Here is a 12913-nt window from a genome sequence, read left to right on the forward strand (position 1 = left end):
CCTTTTCAATTCTTATACAATAGGTAATGCTACGCCCTTTATTTTCTGATAAATATCCAATGCATAGACATCGGTCATGCCACTGATATAATCAATAACTGCCATGATACGCGTCTCTACATCATCACTGTGAATGTCATACTGACTGCTGACCCGACGGATAAGCTGCTGCGAATAAAAGCGCTTGGGATTGACGGCAGCCTCGACAAACACGCTCATCAGTGTCTCCATAATCTTGTAACCCGAGAGTTCTATGTCGAGCACTGGCTTACTATGATAAATCTTTTGATATGATATTTCGGTACAACGACGGTAAGCTTCACGCTGAAGCGGGGCGATATGATCTATGATACTGCCGTTAAAAGTGCCGTTAAGGATTTCTTCTTCGTGCTCTACAAAAGTTCTGACACACTCGTTCTCAAGTTTTCCAATGACACTTGCCCGCATGTAAACGATTTGTTCATTGTTATCAGTCACACCCTCTTCACGAATGCGTTCTGTGATTTCCCGACGCATATCCTCATCAAAAAAGCCTAACAACAGACGGGTTGTCTCTTCAAATGACAGGATCTTCAGTTTGTGGGCATCTTCAATATCCATGATTTCATAGCAGATATCATCGGCAGCTTCCACAAGATAAACCAACGGATGACGTGCGTATTTCAATGGTTCTCCTGGCTTAGACTTGCAAATAAGGCCCAATTCATCGGCTATTTTGCGATAATCTTCGGCTTCTGTCTGAAAGAAACCAAACTTTCCATGACGGCCAGCCAAACTGCTTGAGAACGGATATTTCACGATACTTGCCAACATCGAATAAGTCATGACAAAGCCTCCCTGACGTCGCCCGAAGAAACGATGAGTAAGTAGTCGGAAGGCATTGGCATTGCCTTCAAAATGTGTAATATCATCCCAAAACTGCGATGAAACCGTCGATTTCAGCTGCTTCCCTTCCCCTTCTGTGAAGAAAGTCTGTATGGCTTTCTCGCCCGAATGACCGAAAGGAGGGTTCCCCATATCGTGAGCGAGGCAGGCTGCACTAACAATCGTGTCGATTTCCTCAAACAAAGTGTTGGCCAATTCGGGATGCTTCTGCTTCAAACGCGTACAGACATCGTTGCCCAACGACTGCCCAAGGCTTGACACTTCAAGGCTATGTGTCAGTCGATTATGCACGAAGACACTGCCTGGAAGAGGGAAAACCTGTGTCTTGTTCTGTAGTCTTCTGAACGGAGCTGAATAGATTAAGCGGTCATAATCACGCTTGAACTCTGATCGGTCATCATGTCTTTCAGCATGACGATGCTCTTGACCGAGTCTCTTGTTACTTATAAGTTGTTGCCAGTTCATGGGACAAATATAGTGTAAATTAGTGGATTTTCTGTCTTTTTAAGCCGAAAAATGAAGTTATCTGCATAGAATTGCGTATTTTTGTACCTTATAAATAATAATAATGGATATTAAAGTAGTAAACAAAGGACATCAACCCCTTCCTGAATATGCCACACCACAGAGTGCAGGCATGGATCTTCGGGCTAATATCGAAGCACCAATCACGCTGAAACCCATGGAGCGCAGACTTATTCCAACAGGTCTATATATAGCGCTTCCTGTAGGGTATGAAGCACAGATTCGCCCTCGCAGCGGACTTGCTTTGAAGCATGGCATCACCGTTCTCAACACTCCGGGAACGATAGATGCCGACTACCGCGGTGAACTCATGGTGTTGCTCGTGAACTTTTCCGACTCTGATTTCATCATCAACGACGGTGAACGCATTGCCCAAATGGTTATTGCACGCCACGAGCAAGGCATATTTAAGGTGGTGGAAGCACTTGATGATACAGAGCGTGGTACGGGTGGTTATGGTCACACAGGAGTGAAATAAAATCAATATAACACGGCTTTGAGACAGTACTTCAAACATATTCCATTTGCTTTGGCTATCACTATGATGGCTGCAACAGCAGTTTTCCCATCGTTTGCCAAACGTGATAAGAAACAGAAACAGACGGTTTCATCGGCCAATGTGTCTATGATGAGCTATGAAGACAGCGTGCGTTACAACACGATGTTCCTTGATGCAATCCTCGCTGAAGCTGCCGACAAGAATGATTCTGCCTATGCTCTGCTGAAACAATGCATCGAACTCAATCCTAATGCGGCCGAAGCTTATTATTTCCTTGCTCCATTTGAGTCGGACAAGAAGAATGACACATTAGCGATTTCCTATCTTACGAAAGCCTGTGCTCTCTCTCCCGACAACGACGACTATCAGGAACGATTGGCCGAATACTACATCAATGCACAACAATATGCCAAAGCTATTGATGTATTTGAAGCTTTAATAACTCATCATAGCGACCGTACTGATGTGCTCCAAGTGCTTCTTCAGCTCTACAACCAGCAGAAAGACTACGACAACATGCTGCGAACACTCGCCCGACTTGAACAGAACGACGGCAACAGTGAAGCCCTTACGATGTCAAAGGTGCACGTTTATGAACTCAAAGGTGACAGGAAACAGGCTTACAAAGCACTTCAAACGCTCTGTGACACCTATCCTAACGACCCTAATTATCGTGTCATGACAGGAAACTGGCTCATGCAGAACGACCGTAAGAAAGAAGCCTATGAACTCTATCAAGGCGTGCTGAAAGAAGAACCAAACAACGCTATGGCCCTTGCTTCCATGTATGATTATTACATGGCAACTCAAGACAGTCTGCAGGCAAAAAGCATCATGGAACGTATTTTATTGAGTGATAAAAGCGACTCTAAGATGAAGCAAAGCATGATTAGACAGTTCATTCAAACCAATGAACAAAGTGGTGGTGACAGTATAAAAGTGTTGAAAATGTTTGATGAGGTCATGAAAACATCTCCCAAGGACGCTGCCATTGCTGAACTGAAAGTAGCTTATATGTCGCTGAAGAAGATGCCGACAGTAGCTATCGACAGTGCGATTGTCAATCTACTTAACATCGCCCCAGACAATAAGGGAGCACGAATTCAACTGTTGCAAGACGTTTGGGCATCGAAGGACTGGCTACGAATTATCGACCTCTGCAATACTGGGTTGGCTTTCAATCCCGATGAAATGGGCTTTTATTATTTCATGAGTATGGCTTACATTCAGCTTGATAAAACCAATCTTGTTATTGAGACCATACGCAAAGGAATGATGCATGTGAACGATAAAACCAACAAGGACATGGTGGCTGAACTCTATGCGATTATGGGTGATTATCTGCAGAAACAGAATCGTTATAAGGAGTCGTATGCAGCTTACGACAGCTGTTTGCAATATAAAAATGATAACATCTATTGCATGAACAACTATGCTTACTACCTCAGTATTAATGGTGGTGACCTGAAGAAAGCCGAGCAAATGAGCTTCAAAACGGTACAAGCTGAACCCAAGAATGCCACCTATCTTGACACTTATGCATGGATACTTTTCATGCAAAAGAGATTTACCGAGGCCAAGATATATGTTGACCAAGCTATCAAAAATGATACTGATTCTGTGCTGAATTCAGTCATTTTAGAACACGCCGGGGATATCCATGCACAGCTTGGCGACACAAAGACAGCCCTATACTATTGGCATAAGGCCCTAAAACTCGGCAGTGGAAACACTGCTATTCTTGAGAAAAAGATTCGTTTAAAGAAATATATCAAATAGCAAATGAAAACAAAAACAAAGTATAGCCGGCTCATCCTGTTGGCATTTTCCCTGCTCCTCACTGCCTGTGGAACAAAGAAAAATATAGTAAGATCCACAGCGACAACTTCCAACACGACGATGAAGACATCAAAAGCTACCGGTAACAGTGAACTGCAAAAACTTGCATTCATGCAGAAAGTGGCTGACAATGCTGTTTATGCCACTAACATTGTCGGCGACATGAAGTTCAACTTGCAGGTTGGCAACAGGAATATCACTACGTCAGGGGCACTTCATATGCGCAAGAACCAAGTCATCCGCATTCAGCTTTTCATTCCTTTGTTGGGCACAGAAGTGGGCCGTTTGGAGTTCACTCCTGATTATGTGCTCGTCATCGACCGTCTGCACAAGGAATACATCAAGGCCGATTATTCACAATTGGACTTCTTGAAAAACAACGGTCTGAATTTCTACAGCCTGCAATCCCTGTTCTGGAACCAGTTGTTTCTGCCTGGGAAAGATCGTCTGAACGAGTCTTCACTGCGCCAATTTAATGTCAATTTGCAATCTTCCGGCACGACAATACCAGTCAGTCTGCATCAAGGGAACATGGATTTCGTTTGGAATGCCGACAAACAAAACGGCACAATAGGCCAGACAACCGTATCTTATCGTAGTCAACAACATGGTAACTCCACGCTCACTTGGCTTTATTCCAACTTCATGACCGTAGGAGTGAAAAGCTTTCCTGCCAAGCAAAGCTTTACTTTTACTACGACGGCAACTCGTCAAAAACAAACTGTTCAGGTGACTCTCGACATGGATGAGGTGACAACAAAAGACAACTGGGAGGTCAACTCTACCGTTTCAAGTAAATATAAGAAGATAGAAACCAAGGACATCTTAGCTAAAATCATGACGCTATAAATGAAAAGAATTGCATTCATCCTATTTACCCTGCTGCTGACACTCAGTATTTCGGCACAAAAAAAAGCGCCGAACAAGCAGTATGTAAAGACACAAAAGAAAGCAAAAACAATAAAAAAGGCAGTTAAGCCCAAGGGTAAAACTGTCCAAAAGACCGCAATCTATACCAATGCTTCTATTCGCGGACTGCAAGGACAGCGTTCACAGATACAGAAAAAGATAAAGGAACAGGAGCAAGCTCTACGCAAGAACCAAGCTGATGTAAAAGAAAGACTCAACAATCTGCTGACTCTTAACAGTCAGATTGATGAGCGGCAGAAGAATATCAACGGCATAGAGAAAGACATTCACCATATCAATGGCAACATTGATATACTCAAAGCACAGCTCCAGACACTTGAACAACAACTGGCAGACCACAAGAGTAAGTACATCAAGTCTATGCGCTACATGGCTCATCACCGCACAGTTCAAGACAAATTGATGTTTATCTTTTCAGCAAACAACTTCACTCAGATGTACCGTCGCCTACGTTTCGTGCGCGAATATGCCGACTTTCAGAAGGCACAAGGAGAGATGGTGAAGAACAAACAGGCTCAGGTTGATGGAAAACACAAACAATTAGAGCAGGTGAAAGGGCAGAAGAGCAATCTTCTTTATCAAGGAAAGAAAGAGAAAGAAGCCCTTGAAGGTCAGCAGAATGAACAGAAAAAGATGGTTGCTTCGCTGCAAAATCAGCAGAAAACCATTCAGAAGATTATCACAGAACAAAAGCAGAAAGACGCTGCCCTCAATGCACAAATCGACCGATTGGTAGCTCAAGAAGTGGCCAAGGCACGTGCACGTGCAGCTGCAGAAGCCAAACGTCAGGCTGCAGCTAAGGCCGCCGCACAACGCCGCGCTGCAGAATTAGCCCGCCAGAAAGCCGCTGCAGAGGCTGCAGCCCGCGAGAATGCACGTCGTATAGCAGAGGCTAAAGAACGTGAAGCTCGCTTGAAAGCTGAAGCAGAAGCAGCTGCCCGAGCTGCAGAAGAAGCCCGAATTGCACAGCAATCAGCTGCAGAAGCCAAGAAAAAAGCCGCTGCGGAAGCAACTGCAAAAGCTGCTGCAGAGAAACGGGAACGGGCAGAACAGGCTGCAAAGGAGGCCGAAGCACAGCGCCAAGCAGCGGAACGTAAGGCTAAAGTTGAGGCTGAACGCCAGAAACAAGAACTTGCAGAAGCTAAGAAAGAGGCTGATGCTGCTGAACGGTTATCGACTGTAGACCGCATGATTAGCGGTGGTTTTGAAGCCAACCGCGGTCGGCTGCCAATGCCAATCTCGGGCAACTACAAGATTGTAAGCCACTTCGGACAGTACAATGTATCGGGCTTGAAAGGCGTGACGCTTGATAATAAGGGCATCAACATTAAGGGAAATCCAGGTTGTGTGGCTCGCTCTATCTATGATGGAGAAGTGAGTGCAGTCTTCGGATATGCCGGAAGCATGGTAGTTATGGTGCGTCATGGCGCCTTTATCTCTGTGTATTGCAATCTGCGTTCAGTCAGTGTAAGCCGTGGGCAGAAAGTAAGCACACGTCAAGCACTTGGCACTGTCGGCACAGATAATATTCTTCAGTTTCAATTGCGCAAAGAAACAACCAAACTTAATCCTGAAGCTTGGCTTGGAAGATAAAGACTTTTCGCTTCCCCTTCTATGGAGGGGAAGCCTTAATAAAGGGCTAATTACACTTCTCAACAACCGTTTATAAACGTAAAGATTAAAATAAAAAGGAACCAATTAAAGCTTAAACAACACCTATTCACATAAAGATTTTTCTACTTATCTCTCAAGATTGGGCTATCACATCCCACACCTTCATCTACTACAAACCTAAAACAACCTACAATGATAAAACCTAAAAACATACTATTTGCCTGGTTCTGGCTAACATGTGCACTGACACATGCACAGCTTACAATGCCTCGCGCAACCTCAACCTACTGGAGAGACTCCGTTCCCGCAGCCATGCGACAGAGTTATATCTCCTATGGTGCACAGTATATCGGCCAACCTTGGGCTACAATTCCCGACTCTATCTTTGGTGAATTCAGACGCAATGGTAATCGAACGCATTACGAACAGCTTTGCTTTCAGAAACGAACTCAACTCGCAGCCGTAGCTATGGCCGAGATTATAGAAGGCAAAGGACGATTCATACCCGACCTCAAAGCAGGATTAGACAACCAGCTTGCCGAACCTTGGTAGGGCATTCCCGCTCACTATGGCCCAGCCCAACCAAAGCAAAAAGACCAAACCGTAGACCTTTTCAATGCTGAAACAGCAGGTTTGGTAGCATGGATACGCTACATGTTAAACGATGCTTTAGGCCATGACATGCAGCAGAAACTCGACCAAGAAATCCGCAGACGGCTGCTTCAACCAGCCCTGAAAACCAACTATTGGTGGAAACATAGTCGCATGAACTGGACGCCATGGATTTGTTCGAACTGGCTAACTGCCGTACTGATTTGCGAAAATGACGGGTCAGGAAAAGTATCTTGACAAGCTCTACAGCTGCATCAGCTATGCCGACAGCATTATGCTTGACAAGGAAACAGGGCTTTATTTCCGCGATGGTAAATATGTTTATCCGAAACACAAGACGCTTCGCGGGCGCAAAGACTTCTGGGCAAGGGGCAACGGTTGGGTGCTGGCAGGGCTTGCCAAGGTGCTGCAAGACATGCCGAAAGACTATCGTCACTACACGTTCTTTGTTGAGAAATACCGCCGTTTGGCCAAAGCTGTGGCCAAATTGCAGCAGCGCGGCGGCTATTGGACACGCTCGATGATGGATCCACAACAGGCTCCTGGGCCTGAAACGAGCGGCACGGCATTCTTCACCTACGGTCTGCTCTGGGGCATAAACAACGGTATTCTCCCGATGAAATCGTATGAAAAGACCGTTCATCGCGCCTGGAACTATCTGAACACAAAGGCTCTTCAGCCCGATGGTCGCGTGGGCTATGTGCAGCCTATCGGGGAGAAAGCAATCCCGGGACAGGTAGTTGATGCCCATTCCGAAGCCAACTTCGGCGTCGGAGCCTTTCTCCTTGCCGCCTGTGAATACTATCGATTTATTCATCATTAAACCGATTTCATCGAACATAAAGCCACGAAAACTATCTTTCCCGGATAGCTTACAACACAGAATACAGGGAAGCATGCACCGTGCTTTCCTATGTTTCGTGGCCTCATCTGCAATGACTTTCCCCACCACTTCCAATGAGTAAAATCCTTTACAATACCCCTTTCAGGAAGCGCCTCACTGAAAAATAAAAGTGATCAGGTCGTAAATACGCGAGTTTTGAGGTCTCCAAGCAATCTGTTGACTATCAAGCTATTAAGAAAAAGAACATGGATATTTCGTCCCTTTTCAGGCAGAAAGCAAGCTGACATGACGCTTTTTAACCGCTGATTTGAGTCATTTCATCACGTAATCTGCAGCATATCAGCATGCCATCTGCACCAAAACGCAATGCGAAATGACGCATATTGCACAACAAACCCAAAGAGGAAAGGAAATAACTACGATGAAATGGGCAAAAAACGACTAAGAAAACGTTCTTTATTTTCTAAAAGGTCAACTTTCAACGAGCGTTTTTTTAGCCAATTTTTATTACAATATCACGCTTAAACTTCAAGTTCTTCATCCAACCTATTCATTTTCTTTGACTGTCTCCAAGACTGAATTGGTGATGAAACGCCACATGCAACGCCTCACTGAACACAGTAAATTATACATCATAAATGATGCATTATGAATTAAAATCGCTATTTTTGTAGCCGACAATATGAATTGAAAACCAAACGAATAAAACGATGAAGAAACTCCATGCAACCCTTAAGCGCTCGCTATTGGCAGCCGGTTTAGCCTCTACCGTGGCGCTTTCAGCCTCGGCACAACAGGCTCACGAAGACAAAAGACGCAATCCGTTGCTCATCTATAGCGCACTGCCTTTTACGGCACCTGACTTCAGTTGTATTTCAGAAACCGACTATAAGCCGGCCTTGTATAAGGCTATTCATGATCAACGCGACTTTATCAATCACATCGTCAACAACGAGGAAACTCCCACTTTCGCCAATACAATCCAAGCTTATGAGCGAAGTGGCGTGATGCTTGACCGCGTTTTAAGCGTATTCTATTGCTTGACAAGTGCTCACAAAACGCCAATCATAGCCCAGACAGAGAAAGAAATCACGCCCGTTTTAACCGACTGGCAAAACAAGATAACCTTTAATGAGAAACTATTTGCCCGCATCAAGTATGTCTATGACCACGAACGAAACACGCTGAAAGGTGAAGATCTCAAGCTTTTAGACGAGACCTACAAGCAGTTTGTACGCTCCGGCGCTCTTCTTTCAGCCGAGAAGAAAGCGCGGATGGAGCAAATCAACAGACGAATTGCCGAACTACAGCAGCAATGGGGCACCCTGTTGACCGATGCAACCAATCAGGCTGCAGTGTGGGTGAACAGTAAAGACGAGCTGAAAGGACTGAGTGAGGCCGATATTGCCCAATGCAAGAAGGATGCAGTAAGCCGTGGTGGTAAGGCTCCTTATTGCATAGTGATTGTCAACACCACACAACAAGCCATTCTTACTCATCTTGATAACCGCGATTTACGCCGTCGCGTGTTCGAAGCTTCAGTGCATAGAAGCGACGGAACAGGTGGTTTCAACACCTATCCTATCGTAGTTGAGATGGCAAAGTTGCGCGCAGAGAAAGCCGAACTCATGGGGTATAAGAACTATGCTGCCTATTCTTTGGAGAACACCATGGCTAAAACACCGGAGAATGTGTATGCCTTTTTGAAACAACTCATCGCTTCTTACAAGCCAAAAGCAAAGGAAGAGACCCGCGAAATCGAAAAGTTTGCCCGCAAAATCGAAGGAAACGACTTCAAACTTCAACCCTACGACCGCTTCTACTACTCGGCAAAGATGAAGAAAGCCAAGTATAATTTCTCCGAAGATGACGTCAAACCTTACTTCAATATCGACAGTGTGCTCATCAAGGGTGTGTTTTATGCTGCCCAAAGAGCCTACGGATTGACTTTCAAAAGGGCTTGGGACGTACCGACATATCATAAGGATATGCGCGTGTATGAAGTCATTGACAAGGACGGAAAGCCACTCGCACTGTGGTATTGTGACTACTTCCGCCGCCCAACCAAACGTGGAGGTGCGTGGATGAGCAGCTTTGCCAAGCAGAGCAAATACCGTAAACAGCAGCCTATTATCTATAATGTGTGCAACTATGCCAAGGCACCCGAGGGCCAACCTACACTCCTGACATGGGACGAAGTAACGACAATGTTCCATGAGTTTGGACATGCCTTGCACGGTATTCTGTCGGATTGCGAGTATAATTCTCTTAGTGGAACCGCCGTTGCCCGCGACTTTGTAGAGATGCCTTCACAGTTTAATGAGAGCTTTGCCATCATTCCGGAGATCTTCAACCACTATGCACGACACACCGAAACGGGTGCACCGATGCCCGAAGAACTCAAGGAAAAGATGCTCAGCAGCATCAATTTCCAACCTGCTTACGCCTTAGGTGAGAACCTTGGTGCCACATGTATCGACATGGCTTGGGCGATGTTATCCTCCAAGGACATACCAACAGCCGACAAAGCTGCAGCTTTCGAGCAGCAAGCTCTTAAGGAAGTAGGTCTTTTGGACACACAGATTCCGCCACGTTATGCCACATCCTACTTCAATCATGTATGGGGAGGAGGCTATGCCGCGGGCTATTACAGCTACCTTTGGACTGAAGTTTTGGCCGACAACATAGCCTCTTGCTTCGCTCAACGCGGTGCTCTGAAGCCCGAAGTAGGCCAGGATTTCCGCGACAAAGTACTCAGTAAAGGCAATACCAAAGACCTTATGCAGACCTTTACTGACTTCACCGGTCTGAAATCTCCCGACACTTCGGCACTCTTGAAGGCAAGAGGAATGTAGAAAGTACACGATATTGAAACATTAAAAGCTATCATATATGCTGAAAATTCTTCTCAAACTGTGGTGGATACAGAAGCAAAGAACGTTTGATTGGAAGCGCATGGGCATCTTCATCTACATGGTGCTGTGCATCATTGTAGGTATGGGTGCAGGCTATTGGCAGGCAGGAGGCGAGCTGGGTAAGCTCTTCACGAGGGGTGGAATGGAGATTATCATCGTTCCACTTGTCATGATGTTTTCTCCCATGGAGCTTCTGATGAAGTTTCTGTTGAAGACAGATGCTGCCGGAATGGACGACTATCTGCGCACCAAACCCATACCACAAGCCACGTGGCATCGCTTTCTCCTTGTGCTCAATCTCATCGACTACCTCAATTGGTTCATTCCAATTATGGCCTTCATCATTGCTTGTATGCTCATGCCTATGGGCTATGCACTGCTGGTTTTCGGGCTTTCGCTGACCTTGAACATTGCAGACGGCCTGATGATTACAGGTCTTCGAAAGGCCCAAGGATGGGAATATAAGCTGCCATTATGGTTGATGTTGCTCTTCTATTATTGCCTTTCTGTGCCCTTCATGGTCTTTTTCATGAGTTGGTTAGGGCCTGTCGGCAGTGCCATGGCATGGTTCTTGGCCACTTTGGGCTTTGGAGTAACCGTCTATGCCTACCTTTGTTATGTCAGACATTACAATGAGCAGCAGGGTCAACAGACGAAAGTGGGCCGCATTGGAGGCACATCGCTCTTCAGCATGGAATATATCTCACTGCTCCGTTCGAAGCGTCTGCGCACGGGAGAACTGTTTATTCTGACGATAATGGTACTGCAAGCTTACTTCCAGGGCATGAACATGAAAGGGGATGCCGACTTGAACAGCATCTCCGGAATATTTCTTTTCATGGCTATCATGTTCTCTTCCATGATGCTTGGACAATGGATCTTCGGCATTGAAGGCAACTTCTTCCATGGCCTGATAACGAAACCTATTTCGGTTTTCGACATGCTCCGGCGCAAGTTCTGCTTCTTTCTTTTCCTCAACATGACAGCAACACTGTTGCTTGTTCCAGGCATATTCTTAGGCTACTGGAAGTTTTCAACACTGCTATCTGTATCTATTTTCTGTGCAGGAATAAACCTGTTGTATATGCCAACATGTCTTTTCTCGAAACGGATAGACCTCTTTTCGTCGGCATTCTTCAACTATCAAGGGGCCAATATGGGCGTCAACGTCTATGCTTTCGTGCTATTAATCCCGCTTGCTATCTACGTTTGCCTGTGTATCTTCGCAGAAAATCCACTCCTCACAGACGGAGTTGCTGCCGGTCTTGGACTTATCATGCTTGGTCTTTCGCATCCGATTATCCGACGCGTTGCCAACCGTTTCATGGCAATAAAATACAAGCGAATGGAGGATTTCATGGAATAGAAACCTCCCCTGCCCCCTCCCAAGGAGGGGAGAAGCGTATGATGACCTTTCAAGGGAGAGGAGACAGAACTGAAGAACTTAACATGATACTGAAACGTTTGTACGATATCAGGCAATTATAAACTACAAAATATGAATTAAACAACATGGATATAGAAATTAAAGACCTTAAAAAGGTGTATGGAACTCAGACAGTTGTCGACATCAAAGAACTGACTATACACGCCGGAGAGCTTATCGGACTCGTGGGAAACAACGGTGCCGGCAAGACTACGCTCATGCGATTGATCCTCGATTTGATTAAAGCCGACGAAGGTTTTGTGATGAGTAATGGGGTGAAAGTAAACGAAAGCGAGGCATGGAAACAATATACAGGCTCGTTTATCGACGGTCGTTTCCTGATAGATTTCTACACTCCGGAGGAATACTTCACTTTTATCGGCACCGTATATGGCTTGTCAAAAGAGATAATCGACGAGCGGTTGTCCCGTTATGCACCCCTGATGCACGATGAAATCCTCGGTACAAAGAAGTATATCCGTGACTTTTCAGAGGGCAACCGACAAAAGATCGGCATCATTGGCGCCATGCTTATCAATCCACAGATACTCATTTTAGACGAGCCTTTCAATTATCTTGACCCCTCATCTCAAATCAACATCGCCAAAACGATACACGCTTTCTGCAAGGAAACAGGTGCAACCGTCATTCTTTCGAGCCACAATCTGAACTTCGTTTCCGACATATCGTCGCGCATCCTGCTGCTCGAGAAGGGGCTACTCATCAAAGACTTAAACAATGAAGAGGGTTGCGCCATGAAAGAATTAGAGGCATATTTTGGGGCATAGCCGCCTACCCTATCCTCTCTAAGAACGTTTCAACCT

The 12913-nt window shown here is 45.4% G+C and carries 10 protein-coding genes and 1 pseudogene; 10 read left to right on the forward strand and 1 reads right to left on the reverse strand.

From position 1 onward, the window contains the following. Positions 1-12: 12 nt before the first annotated feature. On the reverse strand, positions 13-1350 hold the full coding sequence (gene dgt / locus EL210_RS12470; protein ID WP_004378046.1) for a dGTP triphosphohydrolase: 1338 nt from the start codon (positions 1348-1350) through the stop codon (positions 13-15). Between the two features lie 103 nt (positions 1351-1453). Between dgt and dut the strand changes: the two genes are divergently transcribed. From dut to EL210_RS12515, 10 genes and pseudogenes are all read left to right on the forward strand, one after another. After that, positions 1454-1888 (forward strand): dUTP diphosphatase, encoded by a 435-nt coding sequence (dut, locus tag EL210_RS12475; RefSeq protein ID WP_018920593.1) that lies wholly within the window; start codon positions 1454-1456, stop codon positions 1886-1888. 63 nt (positions 1889-1951) lie between these two features. Then, a complete protein-coding gene (locus tag EL210_RS12480; protein ID WP_018920592.1) occupies positions 1952-3688 on the forward strand; it encodes a tetratricopeptide repeat protein in 1737 nt (578 codons plus the stop codon). Positions 3689-3691: 3 nt separating this feature from the next. After that, the gene (locus EL210_RS12485; protein ID WP_025879624.1) at positions 3692-4597 is read left to right on the forward strand and encodes a DUF4292 domain-containing protein; all 906 of its coding nucleotides are present in this window, start codon (positions 3692-3694) and stop codon (positions 4595-4597) included. Then, positions 4598-6271, forward strand: coding sequence for a murein hydrolase activator EnvC family protein (locus EL210_RS12490; protein WP_018920590.1), 1674 nt, complete (start codon positions 4598-4600; stop codon positions 6269-6271). A 213-nt stretch (positions 6272-6484) separates the two neighbouring features. Continuing rightward, positions 6485-6844, forward strand: a complete 360-nt coding sequence (locus EL210_RS13865) for a hypothetical protein (RefSeq protein ID WP_018920589.1) — start codon at positions 6485-6487, stop codon at positions 6842-6844. An 81-nt stretch (positions 6845-6925) separates the two neighbouring features. After that, on the forward strand, positions 6926-7141 hold the full coding sequence (locus EL210_RS13870; protein WP_232000361.1) for a hypothetical protein: 216 nt from the start codon (positions 6926-6928) through the stop codon (positions 7139-7141). Then, a pseudogene (locus EL210_RS12500) lies at positions 7113-7727 on the forward strand (glycoside hydrolase family 88 protein); the annotation flags it as partial. The gene EL210_RS13870 and the pseudogene EL210_RS12500, both read left to right, overlap by 29 nt. A 731-nt stretch (positions 7728-8458) precedes the next feature. Next, positions 8459-10603, forward strand: a complete 2145-nt coding sequence (locus tag EL210_RS12505) for a M3 family metallopeptidase (RefSeq protein WP_018920587.1) — start codon at positions 8459-8461, stop codon at positions 10601-10603. Between the two features lie 37 nt (positions 10604-10640). After that, positions 10641-12029 carry a DUF5687 family protein gene (locus EL210_RS12510; protein WP_018920586.1) on the forward strand — a complete coding sequence of 463 codons (1389 nt, stop codon included), beginning with the start codon at positions 10641-10643 and terminating at the stop codon, positions 12027-12029. Positions 12030-12175: 146 nt separating this feature from the next. After that, positions 12176-12877: an ABC transporter ATP-binding protein gene (locus EL210_RS12515; protein ID WP_018920585.1), complete on the forward strand. Its 702-nt coding sequence runs from the start codon at positions 12176-12178 to the stop codon at positions 12875-12877. The last annotated feature ends 36 nt before the right edge of the window (positions 12878-12913 follow it).

The sequence above is a fragment of the Segatella oris genome (assembly GCF_900637655.1).
Taxonomy (GTDB): domain Bacteria; phylum Bacteroidota; class Bacteroidia; order Bacteroidales; family Bacteroidaceae; genus Prevotella; species Prevotella oris.